Origin of the sequence: Amaricoccus macauensis, from assembly GCF_049800915.1 — a bacterium.
Classification (GTDB): domain Bacteria; phylum Pseudomonadota; class Alphaproteobacteria; order Rhodobacterales; family Rhodobacteraceae; genus Amaricoccus; species Amaricoccus macauensis_A.
Genome location: NZ_JBNAFY010000002.1, coordinates 612,304 through 632,450 on the forward strand (window position 1 = coordinate 612,304; position 20,147 = coordinate 632,450).

Annotated in this window: 20 protein-coding genes; 11 read left to right on the forward strand and 9 right to left on the reverse strand. The window is 64.8% G+C overall.

The window, feature by feature from the left end:
* Nucleotides 1-67: 67 nt before the first annotated feature.
* The gene (locus ACP15W_RS07090) at nt 68-1,084 is read right to left on the reverse strand and encodes a LacI family DNA-binding transcriptional regulator (RefSeq protein ID WP_424932152.1); all 1,017 of its coding nucleotides are present in this window, start codon (nt 1,082-1,084) and stop codon (nt 68-70) included.
* A gap of 95 nt (nt 1,085-1,179) precedes the next feature.
* Here ACP15W_RS07090 and ACP15W_RS07095 point away from each other — a divergent pair, with 95 nt between their 5' ends.
* The 3 genes from ACP15W_RS07095 to rplT all read left to right on the forward strand — a co-directional run bounded on the left by ACP15W_RS07095 (nt 1,180) and on the right by rplT (nt 3,102).
* The gene (locus ACP15W_RS07095; protein ID WP_424932153.1) at nt 1,180-2,358 is read left to right on the forward strand and encodes a phytanoyl-CoA dioxygenase family protein; all 1,179 of its coding nucleotides are present in this window, start codon (nt 1,180-1,182) and stop codon (nt 2,356-2,358) included.
* Between the two features lie 162 nt (nt 2,359-2,520).
* Nucleotides 2,521-2,721 carry a 50S ribosomal protein L35 gene (rpmI, locus tag ACP15W_RS07100; RefSeq protein WP_424932154.1) on the forward strand — a complete coding sequence of 67 codons (201 nt, stop codon included), beginning with the start codon at nt 2,521-2,523 and terminating at the stop codon, nt 2,719-2,721.
* Nucleotides 2,722-2,739: 18 nt separating this feature from the next.
* Nucleotides 2,740-3,102 (forward strand): 50S ribosomal protein L20, encoded by a 363-nt coding sequence (gene rplT, locus ACP15W_RS07105; protein ID WP_424932155.1) that lies wholly within the window; start codon nt 2,740-2,742, stop codon nt 3,100-3,102.
* A 135-nt stretch (nt 3,103-3,237) separates the two neighbouring features.
* Here rplT and ACP15W_RS07110 read toward each other — a convergent pair whose 3' ends face one another.
* The 4 genes from ACP15W_RS07110 to ACP15W_RS07125 all read right to left on the reverse strand — a co-directional run bounded on the left by ACP15W_RS07110 (nt 3,238) and on the right by ACP15W_RS07125 (nt 7,406).
* The gene (locus ACP15W_RS07110) at nt 3,238-4,482 is read right to left on the reverse strand and encodes an MFS transporter (protein WP_424932156.1); all 1,245 of its coding nucleotides are present in this window, start codon (nt 4,480-4,482) and stop codon (nt 3,238-3,240) included.
* A 130-nt stretch (nt 4,483-4,612) separates the two neighbouring features.
* Complete coding sequence (locus ACP15W_RS07115; protein ID WP_424932157.1) at nt 4,613-5,338, reverse strand: chromosomal replication initiator DnaA; 726 nt, start codon at nt 5,336-5,338, stop codon at nt 4,613-4,615.
* Nucleotides 5,338-6,471 carry an AI-2E family transporter gene (locus ACP15W_RS07120; protein ID WP_424932158.1) on the reverse strand — a complete coding sequence of 378 codons (1,134 nt, stop codon included), beginning with the start codon at nt 6,469-6,471 and terminating at the stop codon, nt 5,338-5,340. Before ACP15W_RS07120 ends, ACP15W_RS07115 begins: the two co-directional genes overlap by 1 nt.
* 170 nt (nt 6,472-6,641) lie before the next feature.
* A complete protein-coding gene (locus tag ACP15W_RS07125; protein WP_424932159.1) occupies nt 6,642-7,406 on the reverse strand; it encodes an NAD kinase in 765 nt (254 codons plus the stop codon).
* 314 nt (nt 7,407-7,720) lie between these two features.
* On the opposite strand from ACP15W_RS07125, the gene ACP15W_RS07130 reads away from it, so the two are divergent.
* A complete protein-coding gene (locus ACP15W_RS07130) occupies nt 7,721-8,479 on the forward strand; it encodes a DUF1194 domain-containing protein (protein WP_424932160.1) in 759 nt (252 codons plus the stop codon).
* 53 nt (nt 8,480-8,532) lie between these two features.
* Here ACP15W_RS07130 and ACP15W_RS07135 read toward each other — a convergent pair whose 3' ends face one another.
* Nucleotides 8,533-9,432 (reverse strand): HD domain-containing protein, encoded by a 900-nt coding sequence (locus ACP15W_RS07135; RefSeq protein WP_424932161.1) that lies wholly within the window; start codon nt 9,430-9,432, stop codon nt 8,533-8,535.
* A gap of 140 nt (nt 9,433-9,572) precedes the next feature.
* On the opposite strand from ACP15W_RS07135, the gene ACP15W_RS07140 reads away from it, so the two are divergent.
* Nucleotides 9,573-10,745, forward strand: coding sequence for an amidohydrolase (locus ACP15W_RS07140; protein WP_424932162.1), 1,173 nt, complete (start codon nt 9,573-9,575; stop codon nt 10,743-10,745).
* A gap of 15 nt (nt 10,746-10,760) precedes the next feature.
* Here ACP15W_RS07140 and ACP15W_RS07145 read toward each other — a convergent pair whose 3' ends face one another.
* Nucleotides 10,761-11,588 carry a lipo-like protein gene (locus ACP15W_RS07145; RefSeq protein WP_424932163.1) on the reverse strand — a complete coding sequence of 276 codons (828 nt, stop codon included), beginning with the start codon at nt 11,586-11,588 and terminating at the stop codon, nt 10,761-10,763.
* Between the two features lie 466 nt (nt 11,589-12,054).
* Here ACP15W_RS07145 and ACP15W_RS07150 point away from each other — a divergent pair, with 466 nt between their 5' ends.
* From ACP15W_RS07150 to der, 5 genes are all read left to right on the forward strand, one after another.
* Complete coding sequence (locus ACP15W_RS07150) at nt 12,055-12,603, forward strand: sigma-70 family RNA polymerase sigma factor (RefSeq protein ID WP_424932164.1); 549 nt, start codon at nt 12,055-12,057, stop codon at nt 12,601-12,603.
* Nucleotides 12,600-13,235: an NrsF family protein gene (locus ACP15W_RS07155; protein WP_424932165.1), complete on the forward strand. Its 636-nt coding sequence runs from the start codon at nt 12,600-12,602 to the stop codon at nt 13,233-13,235. Before ACP15W_RS07150 ends, ACP15W_RS07155 begins: the two co-directional genes overlap by 4 nt.
* A gap of 97 nt (nt 13,236-13,332) precedes the next feature.
* The gene (locus tag ACP15W_RS07160; RefSeq protein WP_424932166.1) at nt 13,333-14,070 is read left to right on the forward strand and encodes a tetratricopeptide repeat protein; all 738 of its coding nucleotides are present in this window, start codon (nt 13,333-13,335) and stop codon (nt 14,068-14,070) included.
* A 16-nt stretch (nt 14,071-14,086) separates the two neighbouring features.
* A complete protein-coding gene (locus ACP15W_RS07165; protein WP_424932167.1) occupies nt 14,087-15,448 on the forward strand; it encodes a PQQ-binding-like beta-propeller repeat protein in 1,362 nt (453 codons plus the stop codon).
* Nucleotides 15,449-15,562: 114 nt separating this feature from the next.
* A complete protein-coding gene (der, locus tag ACP15W_RS07170) occupies nt 15,563-17,014 on the forward strand; it encodes a ribosome biogenesis GTPase Der (RefSeq protein WP_424932168.1) in 1,452 nt (483 codons plus the stop codon).
* Nucleotides 17,015-17,051: 37 nt separating this feature from the next.
* Here der and ACP15W_RS07175 read toward each other — a convergent pair whose 3' ends face one another.
* Together ACP15W_RS07175 and ACP15W_RS07180 are read right to left on the reverse strand one after the other, a co-directional pair.
* Nucleotides 17,052-18,341, reverse strand: coding sequence for a PQQ-dependent sugar dehydrogenase (locus ACP15W_RS07175; protein ID WP_424932169.1), 1,290 nt, complete (start codon nt 18,339-18,341; stop codon nt 17,052-17,054).
* A gap of 88 nt (nt 18,342-18,429) precedes the next feature.
* Complete coding sequence (locus tag ACP15W_RS07180) at nt 18,430-19,443, reverse strand: glutathione S-transferase family protein (RefSeq protein WP_424932170.1); 1,014 nt, start codon at nt 19,441-19,443, stop codon at nt 18,430-18,432.
* 277 nt (nt 19,444-19,720) lie between these two features.
* On the opposite strand from ACP15W_RS07180, the gene ACP15W_RS07185 reads away from it, so the two are divergent.
* Complete coding sequence (locus ACP15W_RS07185; RefSeq protein ID WP_424932171.1) at nt 19,721-20,026, forward strand: hypothetical protein; 306 nt, start codon at nt 19,721-19,723, stop codon at nt 20,024-20,026.
* The last annotated feature ends 121 nt before the right edge of the window (nt 20,027-20,147 follow it).

Here is a 20,147-nt window from a genome sequence, read left to right on the forward strand (position 1 = left end):
GGAGCGGCGCGCAATCACGCCGATGGTGCATTCGCGAAATGGCGCCGGTGAATGTAGGACAAGATGGCTAGGTGATATCTACAGGGCAGGCGATGCCGATCTCGGTCGTGCCGATTTCGACATCGCCAGGCACAAGACGGTAGTGCTTGGCGAAATGGAGCGCCGCGCGGCGGGCATCCTGCCGGAAATCGTGGTGGATGACGAAGCTGAGGGCGCCCTTGCGCAGGAGATCGCGGTTGGTGCGGTCGAGATCATGGGCGGCGAAGACGTCAATCCGGCGGCCTGCCTTGGCGAAAGCATCGAGGATGGCGGCATTTCCGCCGCCGCTCGAGTAGACGCAGGCGATGTCGCGGTGGGTGTCGAGCGCCTTCAGGGTGAGTGCGCCGGTGGTGCGATTGACACCGAAGCCCTCGGAGATGGTGGTGGTCGACAGATGCGGCGCGTGGCGGGTGAGATATTCGATGAAGCCCTGCCGCCGCTGGTCCTCGCCCAGGAACATGTGGCTTGAAAGCGTGATGAGAATGCGGGGTGCGCGCCCGGCACACATGCGGTGGGTCAGGTAGGCGGCCGTGGCACCCGCGCGCCGATTCTCCATGCCGACATAGGCAAGGCGAAGGGGAGCCGCGACATCTGTCACGTAGGTGACAACCGGGATCCTGCGCGAGGCAAGCTCGACAAGGCAGTCCTCGATGGCCGGGGTGGCGGGGGCCTTGAGCAGGATGCCGTCGCTGCCGCGCCGGGCGATGGCGCGCAGCCGGGCAACCATCTCGCGTTCCTCCATTATCTCGGCCATGTGGAAGCGGGCGCGAAAGGCGGCGGGACGCATGAGCGGCAGCTCGGCCTCGAAGGCTGCACGGATGGCAAAGGTGAAGCGCGAGGGCGCCTGAGCGAAGATGTCGATGGTGAGCCGGGTGCCGCCGAGCGTGCTGGCGGCGTATTGCGCCTCAAGCTCGGCCAGGGCGGCAGCGACCCGGTCCCGGGTGAGCTGTCGGACATTCTCCCGGCCATGAAGCGCGCGATCCACCGTTGCCGAGCTCAGGCCCGCCTGAAGGGCGATTTCCTTGATGGTGAATTTTCGCGACATGGCTAATCCTGAGGTGATTTTGAGGTGAAAGGCAACTATCGCGAGCGCTCGGCTTCGGTCAGATTTCCTGTCAGAACACAGGGAGGAGACCCAAAATGAACATGCAGAACGCTGCAGCCAAACGTGTCGCGCCGGTCTGGATCGATGCGGACAGCGGTGATTTCGAGAGTTTCCGTGCACAGGTGAGCCAGACGAAGGATCCTGCCGATGTGCCGCAGGCCGCCGAGATCCTGTGCAACGTGCCGATCTACGACGGTGCCATGGCCGAGCGGGCGGCGGCGGACCCGGCACGACGCCGAGCGCTTATGGAGGAATGGTGCAACGTGCTGGGCAATGGGGCCGGGATCATCGTGATCCGGCAGGCGCTGACCGATCACGGGATCATCGACCGGGCAAGTGCGGTTTTCGAGGAGATCATCACGCTGGAGAAGCAGGCCGCGGTTGGCGGAGGCGACCATTTCGCCAAGCCCGGCGCGAATGACCGGATATGGAACTCGCTGGAAAAGCATTGTCTCGCCGATCCGGCCAATTTCGCGGCCTACTACAGCGCTTCGGGCGTGGCGCTGGCGGCAGAAGCCTGGCTTGGGCCCGCCTATCAGATGACGGCGCAGGTCAACCGGGTCAATCCGGGCGGTGCGGCGCAGCAGGCCCATCGCGACTACCATCTGGGTTTCATGGCGGCCGAGCGCATGGCGCAGTATCCTGCGCATATCCATAGCGTTTCGCCGGCGCTCACGCTTCAGGGCGCCATTGCGCATTGCGACATGCCGCTCGAAACGGGACCGACGCTGTTCCTGCCATTCTCACAGCTCTTCTTCGAGGGCTATCTCGCGTTCACCCGGCCCGAGTATCAGGAGTATTTTGCGGAGCATCACGTGCAGCTACCGCTCGAGAAGGGCGATGCCGTCTTCTTCAACCCGGCGGTCATGCACGGGGCCGGTGCGAACGTGACAGAAGACAGGTTCAGGCTGGCAACCCTGCTGCAGGTCTCTTCGGCCTTCGGGCGGGCAATGGAGACGGTGGATCGCGACCGGATGGTGCGTGCGCTCTATCCGGCGCTGCGCGATGCCGGAGATCTCGTGAACGTCGAGAATGTCATCGCGGCTTCGGCGGAGGGCTATCCCTTCCCGACCAATCTCGACCGGAACCCGCCCGTGGGTGGGCTCGCGCCGAAGACCCAGGCCGAGATGATGCGCAGTGCGCTTGCGGAAGGCATGGACGAGGTGCAATTCTTCGCTGAGCTTGATGCGCTCCAGTGGAAGAATGCGACCTGACCTTCCCGAAGCGGAAGGGCGGAAGGCGCGCTTTCGGGTGCGTCTTTTTCCGGGGCTTGCAAAGCCCGCGCGGCCCCGTTATAGGGCCAGCTTCGCGGATGCTCCGGCTGATATGGGCTGCCGAGTTTGCGTCCAACGACCAATCCCAAAGAGGAGATGGAAATGCCCAAGATGAAGACGAAGTCGAGCGCGAAGAAGCGCTTCAAGGTGACCGGTGGCGGCAAGGTGCTCGCAGCACAGGCCGGCAAGCGTCACGGCATGATCAAGCGGTCGAACAAGTTCATCCGTCAGGCACGCGGCACCAGCACGCTGTCCGAGCCGGATGCGAAGATCGTGAAGTCCTACATGCCCTACGCCCGCTGAACCGGAGGTCTTTGAAAAATGGCACGTGTAAAGGGAGGCGTGAAGACTCACGCCCGTCACCGCAAGGTCGTCAAGCAGGCATCCGGCTACTATGGCGCCCGCTCCACCAATTTCCGTACCGCCAAGCAGGCGGTCGACAAGGCGCTCCAGTATGCGACGCGCGACCGCAAGGTTCGCAAGCGGAACTTCCGCGCACTCTGGATCCAGCGCATCAACGCCGCCGTGCGCGAGCATGACAGCGCGCTGACCTACTCGACCTTCATCAACGGTCTTTCGAAGGCCGGCATCGAGGTCGACCGTAAGGTTCTCGCCGATCTGGCCGTGCGCGAGCCGGAAGCATTCGGTGCGATTGTTGCACAGGCGAAGTCGGCCCTGGCCTGAGCCGGAGGCGCATCGGACTTCAAGGTTCGACAGCGGAATTCGAGGGGGCTGGCCTTTGGGCCGGCCCTTCTTCGTTTTCATGGAAGTTCGGTTTGCGCACCATGCTTTTGGGGCGTGCCGAGGCTCCGCTTGCGCTCAGGCGTGATCCGACGCTGGACCTGAAACCGGGCGGTCGGTCGCATGCCGGTCACGAAGGGCGGCTGCGGTAGCTGCGGGCAGAATGGCGGTGCCGAGCAGCATGGCCTGCGAACCGAGGCTGTCTGCGACCAGACCGGCCAGAGCGGGACCCACGACGCTGCCCACGGCCACGGCCAGCAGCGCGGCGGTGAAGCCGAGCGAGGGAAGGGCGGGGAACAGCCGGTCCGACCAGAAGGCGAGCACGGCGCTCGTCATCATGACATGCACACCTTGGAGCCCGGCCGAGGCGATCAGGCCCGACCAGCTGCTTGGTGCGAGTGCCACCGGAGCGATCGATATGGCGCCTGCGAGCAGGAGAAGGCGCAGCAGCATCGGCAGACCCAAAACCGCACGGGCCTGGCCGCTGAAGGCGCCGACCAGGCCGATCAGGCCGTAGCAGATGAATATGAGAGCCGGGGTCGCGGTTTGGGGAAGTCCCGGAACTCCACCGGCTTCTGTCATGTGATCGGCCGCGAAAGAGATGTAGACCGCTGATGTCACGCCATAGCAGACGCCGATGGCATAAAGCGGCAGGGTGTCACGTTGGAGCAGGGCTTTCCATTCCCGTCCGGTCCTGCCCGCCGGGGGACTGCCGACACGGTGCATTGCTGCACGGTTGCCCAGGAACGCGAGAGCGCTCGCGCCGGCAAAGAGCGCCCAGCCAGCGCGCCAGGAAAACCCGGTGAACACCACAGCGAGGGCGGCAAGGCCAGCCCCTGCAATGCCGATCCCCGTGCCGGTGCTGATGGCGGAAAGGGCAGCGGGGCGATCCCTGTCCGTCAGTGTGCGGTGGGCCGCACTGTTGAACGGTGTCCATGCAAAGCCGGCGCTCGAGGCCGCCAGAAACACGCCCGCCGCCAGAACGGGGAGGTTCGGCGCCGATGCGACGATGGCCATGCCGAGTGTCGCGGCAAGAAGACCGCAGAGAACCGGCGCTTCCGGCCCCTTGCGCGCCAGCAGTGGCGGAGCGATCAGCAGGCCGATGAAGAACCCGAGAAACCCAAGGCTAGACACGACACCGATGGCCGATGTCGACATGGAGAATTCCGAGCGGAACTCGGATGCGAAAAGCCCGAACCCCATGCGGGCCGGTCCGAAGCTGATGGCGGTGGCGGCGAAACCTGCCGCGGAAAGTGTCCAGAAATGGGTGATGGCATGGCCCTCCTTGTTCCGACCAATGCCGGGGCCCGGGCCATGTTCCATTCGGAAAGGGCCGGGCGGGCATCATGGGCGAGGAGGCGCGCAGATTGTCCTTGCTGCCCGCTGGGAAGGTTTCGTGGACCTAGATGCATAGCCAGGCGGCTATCTGGAATTGTAGCCGTTGACCGATGGATTAATGCGCGGTGCCCGGGGCATTCCCGGAACTGCCGTCCTGACGTTTGAGCACTTCCGCGGCGAGGCGGGGGGTGATCTGACGCTTGCGCGAGAGGGCTGCGCGGTCGAGTTCGCCTACAAGTGCCTTTGCGCCGGAGAACGAGCGCTCCATTCGCGGCAAGAGGTAGTCGACGAGATCGGGGCTGACCTCGACCTGCCGGTCGGCAAAGAGCTTGAGCAGCACGGCGGAGAGCAGTTCGTCATCTGGCGGCTCCAGCCGCGCAACACCTGCAACGCCGAGCCGGCTTGCGAGATCGGGAAGCCGCAAGCCCCAGCGGGCCGGCGCATTGCGCCCGGTAACGAGCAGCGTGCCACCGCCGGTACGCAGCCGGTTGCAGAGGTGGAAGAGGACCTCCTCCGCGCCTCGGCCATCGCGTGCGCGGGGCAATGTGTCTGCATCCTCCACGGCGAGGGCGGCATCCGCGGGAATGTCGAGCGGATCGGTGCGCGCAAGATCGCGGGCCTGCAGAATCCGGGCGCGGGCCCGGGCCGCCCAGACGTGGGTGAGGTGCGTCTTGCCCGATCCTGTCGGGCCGGTGACCGCCATCCTGCCTTCCGGCCAATCTGGCCAGGCGTCGATCTGGGCGAGCGCAAGCGCGTTCGACGGCGTGATATAGAACGCCTCCCGCCCGAGCGCGGGACGCGCGGGCAGGTCGAGCACGAGTTGGCGGGGCCGCGGAGACATCACGGAGCGCCGGGCGGCTCTTCGCCCGTCCGTTCGATCCGTTCGTTTGGCGGCAGTATCAATTCGGTTGTGTGCGCATGTTCGGCGCGTACGCCACTGTAGAGCGGGCTTTCGAGGTAGCGGTCGATCAGGAAGCGCCCGACGACCCCCAGGGAAGCCGCGGTCGGTACGGCGATGAGCATTCCCGCGAAGCCGAAAAGCTTGCCGAAGACCGCGAGGGCCAAGATCAGGATTACCGGATGCAGACCCACTGATTTGCCCACCAGTTTGGGGGAGAGGATATTGCCTTCGACAAACTGGCCGAAGCCGAAGATCGCGGCCGTGGCGATGATCCAGATCGGATCGCCCCAGAAGGTCACCAGAGCAATGCCGATGGAGAGTACGCCACCGGTCATCGAGCCGACGTAGGGGATGAAGGAGAGAAAGCCTGCGACCATGCCCACGAGGAAGCCGAAAGGCAGCCCGATGAGCGAGAGGCCGATGGCATAGAAGGTGCCGAGGATCACGCAGACACTGAACTGGCCGCGAACAAAACCGGCAAGCACCTTGTCGATGTCGCTGAAGATCTTGCGGATCGTCGCGGCATGGTGCCGGGGCAGCCAGGAATCTGCCTTTGCGATCATCCGGTCCCAGTCGAGCAGAAGGTAGAAGGCGACCACCGGGGCCACCACCATCAGCACCACGAAATCCATCACCGCAAGCGAGGAGGAGAGGACGGAATTGGCGATGTTCGGGCCCACATCCGCGAGGCTGCCTTCGACGCTGGCGAGCGCGCGGCGCAGGAGCTGATCCTCGCCGCTGAAGCGTGGGAAGATCGTGGTGATCCAGGATTGCAACCGGCTGAGCAGCCCCGGGAAGGCAGTGATGGCCTGGCGGATCTGTTCGACGAGAGCGGGGACGATGAGAAGGATCGTCAGCACGAAGCAGAGGATCACGCCCGCACTGATGATGGCGGTTGCGAGAACCCGGCTCATGCCGATCCGCTCGAGCCGGTCGGCCACCGGATCAAGGAAATAGGCGATCGCGGCGCCTAGCACGAAGGGGAGAAGCGTGTCACCGAGGAGCCAGAGCGCTCCGATGAAGAGCGCAAGCGCCACCGCCCAGAACACGGCCTGTCTGCGTCGTGAATCCATGCGAACGTTCCCTTGCTGGCATGCCAGACGCCATTGGCCCATTCCCTGGCCAGCGCCGGATTTTCTGTTCGGAGCCATGCCGCAGCGGAGCATGGCTGGCAAGCGCGAAACCCAGTTCGGGCTGCCGCGCGTCGCGATTCAGCCCATGAGTTGTGCGGCCCGCGGCGGGGTCAGACGAACTGCTCCCGGATCAGGCGCTCTTCGAGACCGTGTCCGTGATCGAAGAGGATGCAGTGTTCCACATCAAGGGCGCTTTCCACGTCGATCCGTGTGCAGTTGCGGACCTCGAACGCATCGGCCGAGGCCGAGACAGGGCGCTTCTCCACCTCGAGGATCTCGAAGGTCACATGCGCCTCATGGGGCAGGATCGCGCCGCGCCAGCGCCGTGGGCGGAAGGCCGCCATGGGGGTCAGAGCCATCACTTCGGCCTTAATCGGCAGGATCGGCCCGTGGGCGGAATAGTTGTAGGCGGTCGAGCCGGCCGGCGTCGAGACGAGCGCGCCGTCGCAGACGAGCTCGGACATGCGTTCGCGTCCGTCGATCAGGATGCGGAGCTTGGCCGCCTGGGGGCCCGCGCGAATGATTGAAACCTCGTTGATCGCCAGCGCTTCGACCTTGCTGCCGTCCTCGCGGCAGGCGCGCATCCGAAGCGGGTGGATCATGGCGGCTTCGGCCGAGTTCAGCCTGCCGAAGAGATCCTCCTCGGAGTAGTTGTTCATCAGAAAGCCGACCGTGCCGCGGTTCATGCCGTAGATCGGCAGCTTCCGGTCCATGGTGTTCTGAAGCGCCGACAGCATGAGGCCGTCGCCACCGAGTGCGACGATGACTTCGGCGTCATCGATGGCGGATTGGCCATAGCGTTCGGAAAGCCGCGCAAGTGCCTCTCGCGCGAGCGCTCCGGTGCTGGCGACGAAGTGAATGTTGCGAAAGGTCAAAGGGAATGTCCGGGTAATGGAGCTATGGCGGCACTGTCGCGCGGGACGCGCGCGAAGTCCAGTCGTTGCGGGACGGGCGCGAAATCCAGTCGCTGCGGGACGCGCGCGAAGTCCAGTCGTTGCGGGGAATGCGTGAAATCGGCTCGTTCAGGTGTCAGGTTATGTGGTTTTTCTGAAGCCCGAAGGGATGGCAGTAGACGCCACTTGCCGTGAACTCTCAAATGCTCGTGACTTGACGAAGGCGGGACCCGGCCCGCAGGCTTTGCCGTGCCGGAATTTTGCCGGCCATGCCGCGGGACAGACGAGAGGATTAGATGCGCAAACTTGTGACCGTTTTCCTCGCCGTGTTCGCTATGGCTGTCTCGGCGGTGGCTGAACTGGCCCGGGCACAGGAAGATCAGGCTTCCGTCGATCTGGAGCTGGTTTTGCTGGCGGATGCGTCCGGTTCGATCGACACGGGCGAGATCCGGCTTCAGAGGGCCGGTTATGCCGAGGCGTTGCGCCATGAGGAGGTGCTCTGGGCTATCGCCAATGGCGGGCGCCACGGACGGATCGCCGTGATTTTCATGGAGTGGGCGAGCCATCGGAGCCAGGATGTGGTTGTGCCCTGGACGGTGATCGAGACCGCCGAGGACGCGGTCGCGTTCGGCGAGGCAATCCTCGCGGCACCGCGGCGGACGGTGGGTTCGAACGCCATTGGCGCGGCTCTTCTGGCGGGGCTCGCGTTGATCGACGGAAACGAGTTCGACGCCTTTCGCAGAGTGATCGATCTCTCGGCGGACAGTCTGTGGAATTCGTCCGGCCCCTCCATCGCCGAGGCACGCGACATCGTGCTCGGGGCCGATGTGGTGATCAACGGGCTGGCGGTGGAATGCCGGAGTTGCAACGGGCGGCCGCGGCCGGGCGATCTCGAACAGGAGTTCACGGACAAGGTGATCGGCGGGCCGGGGTCCTTCGTGGTCACGGCGGACAGCGATGTCTCCTTCTCGCGCGCGGTGCGCCGGAAGCTCATCATGGAGATTGCCGATCTGGCCGGAGCGGGCGGGAGCGAGGCCCCGGTTTTCGCTCGCTAGACGCCCTGCTCCTGCAGCGCCGGAGCAATACAGCCGCGTACCGAGGCCGCACATCAGGCGGTGTCGTCGGCATAGATGCGGATGAAGCGCCCGCCGACCTCCAGCCCCATAAAGCGCTGGTCGAATTCGATGCAGAGCCGCTGGGCCAGTGCAACCACGCCGTCGGTGCTGTCGGTTCGGATGCGGGCGAGCAGGATCGGCCGCCGCATCCCGTCGAAGATCGCGTCCGCGGTCTGGATCGTGGCGGAGGGAAAGCTGCGCGCGATGGTGTTGCAGAGATGGTCGATATCGGCGTCGGTGATCTCGCGGCCCGACGTATTGGGCAGGTAGATGAGATGGACCGGCTGGCCGATGACCCCGTCGAGATTGCGTGGCGCTACGGCGTGCCTTCCTGGTTCAAGAGCGCCGTCGGCGCGGATCGTGCATTCCGCTTCGGCGGCTGTCTGGTCAAAGATCGCTTCGAGCGCGGCGTTGGCACCTCGGCCCGCGTCGATCAGGTGGCGACATCCGTCGAGATAACCGAGCTTGCGGTCGGTTCCCCAGCCCGCAGGCGGAGAGACCGCGATGGCGCGCAGGTTCGAGATCACGTCCGCCGTCTTCACGATGCGTGCATCCAGAGATTTGTGCGGCATTGCCGCGATGCGCCGGCGCCGGCGTTCATCCTTGGGCAGCGACATGTCATCAGAGTTTTCGGTGACGATACGCGCAACCCGGTCGCCGAATTCCGCTGCAAGCTGTTCGGCGGTGATCGGCGTGTCCTCGACGACATCGTGCAGCAAGGCGGCGATGAGCAGTTCCTCGTCTTCCCCGCCGGTTGTCCGGGCAACAAGTTCAAGCACTTCGAGAAGGTGGTTGATGTAGGGTTCTTGGGCGGCACCCTTGCGGCGCTGGTTCGCGTGCGCCTCCGCGGCATAGACAAGTGCGCGGGTCAGCCCCACCATTGCCGTATTCATGTCCGGCGACCTCCAGCCCGAGATCCTCAACTGCGCAAGCCTTCCTAGCACGGCTCTTCGCGGGTGCAAACGGTCTTGAACCTCGGGGCAGGTAGCGCGCAAAGCTGGCAGGTGCCGGGACGAGAAACAGAGGAAGGCCCATGATACGCGAGACGATTGCACCACAGGAGCATGACCTCGAGCGGTCCGTGCAGTTGCGCCGTGCCCTGCATCGCGCTCCGGAGCTTTCGGAGAAGGAACTGCGCACCGCTGCGACGATTGCAGAGGCAATGCGATCGGCCGGGGCGAGCGAGGTTCTGACCGGCGTCGGTGGGCACGGTGTGGTCGCGATCTTCGATGGGCCAAAGCCGGGACCGGCGGTGATGCTGCGGGCCGAACTCGATGCGCTGCCGATCCGGGAAGAAACCGGGGTTGCCCATTGCTCCGAAGTGCCGGGGCGCGCCCATCTTTGTGGGCATGACGGGCATATGGCGATTCTTCATGCGGTCGCGATGATGCTTGGGCGGAACCGCCCGCAGTCCGGGCGAGCCATTCTGCTGTTTCAGCCTGCCGAGGAGAATGGGGAGGGGGCACGGGCGATGCTGGCCGATCCGCGGGTGCCGGCGCTCGCGCCCGACTGGATCTTTGCGCTTCACAATCTTCCGGGCCTATCATTCGGGCATGTGTCGCTTGCCGAGGGGCAGTTCGCCTGTGCATCGGGGGGAATGCGGGTCGCATTTCAGGGTCGTGCCGCCCATGCCTCGAGCCCGGAGACAGGCATCTCCCCTCGCGCCGCGCTTGCCCGGCTGATGGAAGCACTGCCCGCGCTGGGTTCCGAGGCCCGGTTCCCGGATCCGGACTTTGCGCTGGTGACGATCGCACGCGTGGCGATGGGTGCCCAGGCCTTCGGTGTTTCACCTGGCGAAGGCGAAATTTGGGCAACGCTCCGCACGCTCAGCGACGAGACCATGGCGAGGCTCGTCTCCCGCGCCGAGACGCTGGCCCGTCTCGAGGCCGAGGCCGGGGGACTTGGCTGCACGATCAGCTATCACGAGGTGTTTCAATCCTGCCGCAACGACCCGGAGGCGGTTGTGCGCCTGCGGGCGGCCTTCGACGATCTCGGGGTGCCTCATGGGCCCGAGGGGCAGCCCTGGCGGCCATCGGAGGATTTCGGGCTGTTCGGTGCCCTTGCGCCGTCCGCGATGTTCTTCCTCGGATCGGGAATCGAACAGCCGCCGCTGCACGATCCGGCCTTCGACTTTCCCGACGACCTTATAGCCGTCGGTGCGAGGATCTTCCTGCGAGTTCTCGAGCGCGAACTTGGGCTCGACTGAAACCGCCCCTCCCGGTCAGGCTGCGCCGGTTTCGGTCAGTTCTTCCGGGGGTGGCGGAATGAGCACTTCGGTTGGTTCGTGCCAGGTGAGGGTGCGGTGATCGAATCCGTCCGCGAGCGTCGGCTTCACGATCTCGAAATAGGGTGAGAGGTCGAAGTCGCGTGGCGCGAAAAGCGAGTGGTGCCGAATGTGGAGGATCTCCCTGCGCTGCCGGCGGGCGAGCTTGTCGGCTCGGAAGTCCTTGGTGATCTTCGGCAGGATCGGGTAGTGCACCTTCTGGAACGCCTCGGCGATCAGCGAGGAGCAGATCGCGCGCGTGGGGTCGCCGGACCCGAAGGAAAGCATGCGCCTGCGCCAGCGTACCGGGACCGGTGGTGTTGGGAGGAAGAAGCGCATGAGGTCCAGGATGTTCTTCGTATCGTAGCGCAGGCCGATGCTCGATATCATGAAGTGCACGATCGTCGCCCGATCCTGGTCCGACAGGCTCGCGGCGCGGCAGATGCGCGTATTGTAGTGCTCGTATTTCGAGAGCGGGGCCGCCACGCAGCCTTCGCCGACGTTGACCTCCACGAGGCTCAGCGGTTCGCCCGAGGCGGACACCCGACCGAGTGCATTCCCGACGTAAAGCGCCGAGTGCGACCACGTCGATTGGGTGAGATACTTGATGGCAGTGGAAATGCGCGCGTGACCTTCCACGAGCAAGACGTCGCCCGGCTGCAGAACCCGGCGCAATGCGGCGATGTTGGCGTGGGTATAGGGGCGGAACCCGGGGCGGGGCCGGTCCAGCCGCGTGGCGAGGTAGCGTCCCGCCCTGTCCATCAAGGTCTCGCCGTATTCACTCATGATCCTGCCCCGCACTGCCCCAGCGCCATGCAGGGGCGTCTCCTTCCTCTTCGCAGGATGCACCGAAATCCTTTCGCAGTCCTCACTTTCCGTAAACTGACTGTGAAACGCATCGTCATCCTGTCGCGTTCGGGAACGATGCCGAGGCAGGGCTTCCGGCCTTGCGCAACTGCGCGGGGCAGGGGCTTGGGAGCCCGCACTTAGGGGCATTTTTGTCAGCGCTCCCAATGAAAACAGGGCGTGGGGCAAGGCCAAATGGCCCGCGATTCCTGTATTCCAGCCGCCTGCAGGGCGTTAACCGAATTCGCACTTCTGTCGCGGCAATCTCGGCTGAAACGGCACAGCGCAACTCAAGTGTGATCTCGGATTGTCTTTCAAACTGAATTGCTTTCGGGCTAGCTTCCCGCAACCGCGCCGAGGCGCATACGATGTAACAAATCCTCCAGACCCGACGAAGGATGAGTGAATGGACCCGGCGAACGCACCACAGCTCGAAGATCTGCTGAGGGCGGCAAATCGGGGGGACCGGCGGGCCTATGCCTCCTTCCTCAAGTCGATCACGCCGCTTGTGCGGGGCGTCGCCAGGTCACGAAGTTCGGGTCTTGGAATGGATATCTGCGAGGACATCGTGCAGGAAACCCTGCTCGCGATACATCAGAAGCGCCATACGTGGCGGGAGGACATGCCTGTGCGCCCCTGGCTCTATGCCATCGTGCGCTACAAGGTGATCGATGCCTTCCGCGCGCGGGGTCGGCGGGTACACGTGCCCATCGACGAGTTCGCAGAAGTCATTCCGGCCGAGCCCGGAGAAGATCCGACCCAGCGCGGAGACGTCGAGCGTGTGATCTCGAAGCTCGATGTGCGTTCGTCGCGGATCGTCCGGGCCATTGGTCTTGAAGGCGCAAGCATTGCCGATGTTGCTGCGGAACACGACATGTCCGAGACGGCGGTGCGCGTAGCGCTTCATCGCGGGCTCAAGCGGCTCGCGAAACTGCGGGAAAGCATGATCGAATGAAGACGGAAACGCTGATCGACACACTTTCTGCCGATGTCATGCCAAGATCGAGGGTGGAGGCCGTTCTGCCCTGGATCCTGTTGGCGACGACCTTGGTATTCGGCGGCGCCTATCTGGTGATTGCGGGCGTACGGCCCGACCTTGTGGTGGCCTTGGGCCATGCGAACGTGCTCATCAAGCAGGTCTTCCCGGCGCTGCTGGCGGTAGGCGGGCTCGGGCTTGTCATGCGGCTGGGCTGTCCCGGCTCGGGAACGGGGCGCTGGCCGCTGCTTCTGATGGCGGGGGCGGTCTCGGTTCTCGTGGCGATGGTCGTGCAGCTCGTCGTCCTGCCGGCCTCGGTCTGGCCCATGGCCTTCCGCGGCAAGAGCCTAGCTGTCTGCCTTACGGTCATTCCGCTTATGTCGCTGCCGATCCTGGCCGGTTCGCTGCTTGTGTTGCGCCAGTCCGCGCCGATCCATCCGGGCCTTTGCGGGGCGGTGGCCGGGTTGATGAGCGCGGGTGCGGCCGCGACGGCCTATGCCTTCTTCTGCACTGACGACAATCCGCTTTTCTACGGCACCTGGTACGGCGCGGGCATCCTTGGCATTGCATTCCTCGGGTATCTCCTCGGCCGGCGATTCCTGCGCTGGTAACTCCGGGCCCGGCTCGCAGGCGGCGCTTGGCTCAATCGGGCTTGGCAGGCTGCTGGCGGGCCGGTATACCGCCCCCCTGACGTTGTGGAGGTCCGGTTTGAGCGAGAGCGATTCCTTTATTTCGGAGGTGAGCGAAGAAGTTCGCCGCGACAAGCTCTATGCGTTTCTGCGCCGCTGGGGCTGGCTCCTCGGCCTGGTGATCCTGCTGATTGTCGGTGGCACCGCGACGATGGAATGGCGCAAGCACCAGAGCGAGCAGGCCGCCCGCGCCAGCGGCGACGAGATCCGCGCGGCGCTGGCCGAGACCGATCCGGCGGCCCGTGCCGAAGCGTTGGCACCGATTTCCGAGGGCGCTTCCGGTGCCGCGGTGGTTGCACGCTTCGCGCGAGCGAGCAGTCTTGCGGAAGCGGGCGATCTCGAAACTGCTGGTGCCACGCTCGCAGGCATCGCCGCCGACCCGGAAACCTCCGATCTCTACCGCAATCTCGCCCGCCTTCAGCGGGTCATGATCATGGGCGATGCGCTGCCGGCCTCGGAACGGCTGGCTGCACTCGAGACGCTGACACTGGCGGGCTCGCCCTTCCGGGCCATCGGCCTCGAGCAGCGCGCGATGGTGCGCATCGAAACCGGTGAGACCGAGGCAGCGATCGATGATCTGCGGGCCGTGCTCGACGCCCCCGGTGCGTCCGAGGAGCAGCGCAACCGGGTGCAGCAATTCATCATCGCGCTGGGCGAAGAGGTAATCCCCGAAGCACCGGAGGTGCCCGAGACGCCGGCGCCCGACGACGGCGAGGGCGAGACGGATGCGTCCGGCGCCGGCCCGGCGGACGGCTAGGGGCGGAGGGCGACCGATGGGCGAGACCGTTACTACGCGCAATTCCGCTGCGTTCGGCCTGCCCCGGTTCGGGGTTCTGGCGCTCGCCGCTGTTCTCGCGATTGCCGGTTGCGATCGCGGCGACAAGCCGCTGCCCGGCGAACGGGAGCCCGTCCGCCCGCAAACCGGCATTCTGGATGATGCAGCGGCGCCGACGCGTGCCAGGCCCATCAGCCTGCCTGCCGCAATAACCAATGCGGACTGGGCGCAGCGAAATGGAACAGCCGCCGGCCGTCTTTCGCACCCAGCTCTCGCCCCGCTCCCTCAGATCCGCTGGACGCGCGATATCGGGGAAGGCTCGGGCCGTCGGTCGAAGCTCGTCATTTCGCCGGTCGCGGCAGGCGGGCTGGTCTTTGCGGTGGATGCCGCCGCGCAACTCAGCGCGTTGACTCCCCAGGGCGAGACGGTCTGGTCGCTCAGCCTGGTGCCCGAAGGCCAGCGCCCCGATGCGGGGCCGGGCGGCGGGCTCGGAGTGTCGGGGGGCGTGCTCTACGCCTCAACAGGGTTCGGTGAGGTCTTTGCCATTTCGGCCGGCACGGGCCAGATCCTCTGGCGCGAAACCGTGGAAGCGCCGATCCGCTCCGCGCCGGTCATCGAGGGTGGCCGGGTGACGGTCGTGCTCGGTGACGACCGCGCCATGGCATTCTCGGCCTCGGACGGCAGCCTGGTCTGGGAGGTCAGCAGCACCGGAGGCACCGGTCTGATGGGCGGCGCGACGCCTGCGGTTTCGGGCGGGCTGACGGTCATTCCGTTCGCATCCGGCGAGATCCGGGGCGTCTCGGCCTCAGGCGGGCTCTGGCAGTGGGCCACGGTGATCACAATGGGCCGTCTCGATCTGGCCCGCAGTGCCATCGGGGACATTTCGGGCGATCCGGTCTTCTCGGGCTCCAGCGTTTTCGCCTCAAGCCAGAATGGCCGGACGATCCGCATCGACCGCAACACCGGCGAGCGGCTCTGGACCATGCCGGAGGGGGCCTATGGCCCGGTCTGGCCGGCGGGCGGCTCGATCTTCCTCGTCTCGGACGAATCGCGGCTCGTGCGGGCCGATGCGAGCCAGGGAACCGAGATCTGGGCCGTGGACCTGCCGGACCTGTTTCCGAACCGCAACTGGCTTGGCGACCGCCAGCCTTTCCGCGCGATCACCCATTTCGGGCCGATCCTGGCAGGCGGCAGGCTCTGGGTTGCGAGTGGCGACGCGATGTTGCGGGCCTATTCCCCGACCGATGGCGCACTTCTGGCCGAGATCCCGCTGCCTGCGGGCGCGGCGGCCCCACCGATCGTCGCGGGCGGCATCATGTATGTGGTGACGGAAGACGCAGAACTGATCGCACTGCAATAGGCGGTGCGGTCACAGGCGTCGCAATCAATCCCGGATCGAATTGCAATCCGGACCGGTTTCGGGCAAGGAAGCGCGCTCTGATACCGCGCGCCGCTTCCCCGGAGTAGACCGCACATGCCTTTCACCCTCGCGATCATCGGTCGCCCCAATGTCGGCAAGTCCACGCTGTTCAACCGGCTCGTGGGCCGCAAGCTTGCGCTGGTGGACGACCAGCCCGGCGTGACCCGCGATCTGCGCGAGGGCGATGCGCGGCTCGGGCCGCTCCGGTTCCAGGTGGTCGATACCGCGGGGCTGGAGGAGGCCACCGACGAAAGCCTTCAAGGGCGAATGCGTCAGCTGACGGAGCGGGCCATTGCCATGGCCGATGCCTGCCTCTTCATCGTCGATGCGCGCACCGGGCTGACGCCGCTGGACCGGGATCTCGCCCAGCTTCTGCGCCGCAGGGGGGTGAACGTCATTCTGGCCGCCAACAAGTCCGAAGGCCGCGCCGCGGAAGGCGGTCTCATCGAGGCTTACGAACTGGGTCTGGGCGAGCCGATCGCCATGTCAGCCGAGCACGGGCAGGGCATGGGCGAGTTGCAGGAAGTGCTCGACCGGCTGATCGCGGAGGCGCAGGAACTCGATGATCGCGCCGAGGCGATCGTGGAAATCGATGACAGCGTGGACGAGGATGGAGAGGGCGCCGAAATTCCCGAGGGTCGCCCGATCCAGATCGCCATCGTGGGCAGGCCCAATGCGGGCAAGTCGACGCTGGTAAACAAGATCATCGGCGAGGATCGTCTCCTGACGGGGCCGGAGGCGGGCATCACCCGCGATGCCATCGCGGTGCGTACCGAATGGATGGGCACGCCCTTCCGGATCTTCGATACGGCCGGCATTCGCAAGAAGGCACGCGTGCAGGAGAAGCTCGAGAAGCTCTCCGTTGCGGACGGGTTGCGCGCGGTCCGGTTCGCCGAGGTCGTCGTGGTATTGCTCGATGTGCAGATCCCCTTCGAGAGCCAGGATCTGCGGATTGCCGACCTTGCCGAGCGGGAGGGCCGGGCGGTCGTCGTCGCGGTCAACAAATGGGATCTCGAGACGGAAAAACCGCAGAAGCTCAACGAGCTGCGCGAAGCTTTCGAGCGCCTGTTGCCGCAGCTGCGCGGCGCGCCCATGGTGATGGTTTCGGCGCGAACCGGAAAGGGGCTTGACCGGCTCCACGATGCAATCAGCAAGGCCTATGCGGTCTGGAATACCCGCATCTCGACGGCGAAGCTCAACCGCTGGCTGGCGGATCAGATCGCCGACCACCCGCCGCCCGCACCGGGTGGTCGCCGGATCCGGCTGCGCTACATGACGCAGGTAAAGACCCGACCGCCGACATTCGTGACCTTTGCCTCGATCCCGGACCAAGTGCCGGAAGATTACAAGCGCTTCCTCGTGAACGGGCTCCGGCGCGATTTCGCCATGCCGGGCACGCCGATCCGTCTGTTCCTGCGTTCGGGCGACAACCCCTACAAGGACCGCAAGAAGTTCAACGTGACCTCGCTGACCAAGCACAAGAAACCGCGCCGCAGAAACCCCTGAGGGGTTCCCGCGGGCGGTTGGGCCGGGCGGTGGCCGGTCAGGCCGACGTCACGCGCCAGACGATGTCGCCTACATCGTCGACCACCAGCAGCGAGGCCTTGTCCGCGCCGACGGCAACACCCACAGGGCGTCCATAGGAGACCTTCTCGTCATCCGAGAGGAACCCCCAAAGGATGTCACGGGGCGGGCCTGCCGGCTTTCCGTTCTCGAACGGCACGAAAATCACCCGGTAGCCGCTCAGGATCGAGCGGTTCCAGGACCCGTGCTGGCCGATGACCATGCCATCGGGAAACCCCGGAAGCGTGCCTGCGGGCATCCAGCAAAGACCGAGTGATGCGGTGTGCCCTCCGAGTGCATAGTCGGGCTGGATGGCGGAGGCGACCATGGCTGCATCCTGTGGGACTCGGTCATCGACCGTCCGGCCCCAGTAGCAGTAGGGCCAGCCGTAGAAGCCGCCCTCCTGAACGCTCGTGAGGTAGTCGGGCGGAGTTTCGTCACCCAGGCCATCACGCTCGTTCACCACCGTCCAGAGCGCACCGGTGTTGGGCTCCCAGGCCATGCCCACGGCATTGCGGAGCCCGGAGGCGAAGATGCGCGCCTGTTCGGTCGCTACATCCAGTTCCCAGATGGCCGCCCGGCCTTCTTCGGCTTCCATGCCATGGTCGCCGATGTTGGAAAGCGAACCGACGCCGGCGTAGATCTTGGTCTGGTCCGGCGAGACGAGCAGGCTGCGGGTCCAATGGCCACCGGGCTTGAAATCGACGAGCTTGCGTCCCGGACCGGCTAGGCGGGTCGCGCCCTCCTCGTAGTCGAAGGCGACGATCCCGTCCGTATTGCCGATGTAGAATGTGTCGCCAATGAGGGCCATGCCGAAGGGCTGGTTCTGGTTCTCGACGAAGACATGCCGGGTTTCGGCGACACCATCTCCGTCCTCGTCACGCCAGAGCGTGATGCGATTGGCGCTTTCGCCGATGGCCTTTGCCCGTTTCATTGTCGCCTTGGCTGCGCGGTCCATGATTCCGGTGGGTTTGCCAGCCTTCTCTTTCGACTCCGCGACCAGGAGATCTCCATTTGGCAGAACCTCCACCCAGCGGGGGTGGTCGAGATCCGACACGAAGGCGTTCACCTTGAGCCCCGGCGCACATTCGGGAACCGATCCCTCGGGCCAACCCTGCGCCGTGGGCATCTTGAGTGTCATGATGCCCTGCTTCTTCGCCGCGGGAATGGCGGGTTGCATCCCGACTGCCTGCGTGTTTGGCGACTCGGCGCGCCGAAGCCTCACCATCACGCCACCGACCACGGTAGCGGCCTTCTCGAAGATATCCATTTGACCCGTTCCAACCCTGAAGTCTGTTTGAGCGGGACAGTATCCATGGCCGGAGACGGGTCAATGACGGATTGCGCTTGCGGACCTCTCAGGCGTCCTGAAGGTCGGCAGCCCGCGCATTGGCAGCGTTATCGCGACTGTGTGGCGCATCCCAGTCGATCTCCGGGCCGATCGGCACGATGCCGGAGGGGTTCACGGTGGTCTGGCTCTGGTAATAGTGTCGCGTGATGTGGCTGAAATTCACCGTCCCCCGAATGGCGGGGTTCTGGTAAAGTTCACGCGTGTAAGGCCAGAGGTTCGGATAGTCCTGAAGCCGGTGCAGGTTGCACTTGAAATGGCCGTGATACACCGGGTCGAAGCGGAACAGCGTGGTGACGAGGCGCACGTCGGCCTCCGTGAGCGCGTCGCCCATCAGGTAGCGGCTGCGGGAGAGGCGGTCATCAAGCCAGTCAAGCGTTTCGAACAGCGGCTGCACCGCGTTGTCATACGCTTCCTGCGACGTCGCGAATCCGGCCTTGTAGACTCCGTTGTTCACCGTGTCATAGACCCGGTCATTCACTGAATCGATCTCCGAACGCAGTTCTTCGGGGTAGAAGTCCTCGTGGTTGCCGGAAATTTCATCAAATGCGGAATTGAGCATCCGGATAATCTCGGCCGATTCATTGGAGACGATTGTCTGGCGTTTCTTGTCCCAAAGCACGGGCACCGTCACCCGTGTTGACGCCTTGGGATCGGCCGCAACGTAGATCTCGCGCAGGAAGGACTTGTCCAGAAGCCGGTCACCGGTCGCGCCTTCGGAGTCGGTCTCGAAGGTCCAGCCATCCTTGCCCATGTAAGGATGCACGACATCGACACTGATATGATCCTCGAGACCCTTCAAGGCGCGCATGATGAGCGTGCGATGCGCCCAGGGACAGGCGTAGGAGACATAAAGGTGGTAGCGGCCGCTCTCGGCCTCGAACCCGCCTTCGCCGCTTGGTCCGGGTGCTCCGTCGGCCGTCACCCAGTTCCGGAAGCTCGATTGTGGGCGTTCGAACTTTCCGCCTGTTGATTTCGTGTCATACCAGCCAGTATGCCATTCGCCGTCCTTGAGATAGCCCATGTCCGTGTCCTCATTTTATGTCTATGAGGCATATAGAGCGCCGATCAGGTTTTAAACGGCAGATCCGGAACTCAATTGTTGCTGTATCGGAAACTGAGCGCGGGCGAGAATGTGCCCCGCGGCAGGACCGGAAGCGGGGGAGCGCACCTTTGCGTGAACCGGAATGCCACGCTTTCGAGAAAGATTTGTCACGTTAACCCCACCGTGCTTCCATCTAAGATACTGAGTCGTGGTATCGCGCTTTTGGCGGTATTCACTGTTTGGACAGGAGGCGGACATGGATGATTATGCGGGCGATGTGCCGGCGCCGGAGTCCCCGATCCTCGAGCATCGCGCAAAACCCGGAATGGAACTGCGGACCGACAAGGGTGCGTTTCCCATTCTCGATCTCGCCCATGACGACTGTCTGATCGAGATGAACGGGCCAGGCCATCTCAGAGGCTATGCTGACATCTTCGAAGGCGACAAGCTGAAAGCGCGCTGCCTGATCGTGATGACGGAGCCCGAGGGTTCCTATGTGCGCTGCGGTTTCAAGCGCCGCACCGACGTGCGTGATACGCCGCCGGTAGATTTCCCTCTCTGATCTCGGGCCGGCGGAAGTCGCTTCCGACCATGGACCGCCGGCCATTCGTTGACTATCACGGAGTCTGGGTTCCCTGACCGCATCCTTGGCCGAGGGGTCTTTCGCGGATGCGGGCGGGGCT

Coding starts and splice junctions, on each gene's coding strand:
- ACP15W_RS07090 (WP_424932152.1), bottom strand. CDS start 1,084: ATGTCGCGAAAATTCACCATCAAGGAAATCGCCCTTCAGGCGGGCCTG.
- ACP15W_RS07095 (WP_424932153.1), top strand. CDS start 1,180: ATGAACATGCAGAACGCTGCAGCCAAACGTGTCGCGCCGGTCTGGATC.
- rpmI (WP_424932154.1), top strand. CDS start 2,521: ATGCCCAAGATGAAGACGAAGTCGAGCGCGAAGAAGCGCTTCAAGGTG.
- rplT (WP_424932155.1), top strand. CDS start 2,740: ATGGCACGTGTAAAGGGAGGCGTGAAGACTCACGCCCGTCACCGCAAG.
- ACP15W_RS07110 (WP_424932156.1), bottom strand. CDS start 4,482: ATGGAACATGGCCCGGGCCCCGGCATTGGTCGGAACAAGGAGGGCCAT.
- ACP15W_RS07115 (WP_424932157.1), bottom strand. CDS start 5,338: ATGTCTCCGCGGCCCCGCCAACTCGTGCTCGACCTGCCCGCGCGTCCC.
- ACP15W_RS07120 (WP_424932158.1), bottom strand. CDS start 6,471: ATGGATTCACGACGCAGACAGGCCGTGTTCTGGGCGGTGGCGCTTGCG.
- ACP15W_RS07130 (WP_424932160.1), top strand. CDS start 7,721: ATGCGCAAACTTGTGACCGTTTTCCTCGCCGTGTTCGCTATGGCTGTC.
- ACP15W_RS07135 (WP_424932161.1), bottom strand. CDS start 9,432: ATGAATACGGCAATGGTGGGGCTGACCCGCGCACTTGTCTATGCCGCG.
- ACP15W_RS07140 (WP_424932162.1), top strand. CDS start 9,573: ATGATACGCGAGACGATTGCACCACAGGAGCATGACCTCGAGCGGTCC.
- ACP15W_RS07145 (WP_424932163.1), bottom strand. CDS start 11,588: ATGAGTGAATACGGCGAGACCTTGATGGACAGGGCGGGACGCTACCTC.
- ACP15W_RS07150 (WP_424932164.1), top strand. CDS start 12,055: ATGGACCCGGCGAACGCACCACAGCTCGAAGATCTGCTGAGGGCGGCA.
- ACP15W_RS07155 (WP_424932165.1), top strand. CDS start 12,600: ATGAAGACGGAAACGCTGATCGACACACTTTCTGCCGATGTCATGCCA.
- ACP15W_RS07165 (WP_424932167.1), top strand. CDS start 14,087: ATGGGCGAGACCGTTACTACGCGCAATTCCGCTGCGTTCGGCCTGCCC.
- der (WP_424932168.1), top strand. CDS start 15,563: ATGCCTTTCACCCTCGCGATCATCGGTCGCCCCAATGTCGGCAAGTCC.
- ACP15W_RS07175 (WP_424932169.1), bottom strand. CDS start 18,341: ATGGATATCTTCGAGAAGGCCGCTACCGTGGTCGGTGGCGTGATGGTG.
- ACP15W_RS07180 (WP_424932170.1), bottom strand. CDS start 19,443: ATGGGCTATCTCAAGGACGGCGAATGGCATACTGGCTGGTATGACACG.
- ACP15W_RS07185 (WP_424932171.1), top strand. CDS start 19,721: ATGGATGATTATGCGGGCGATGTGCCGGCGCCGGAGTCCCCGATCCTC.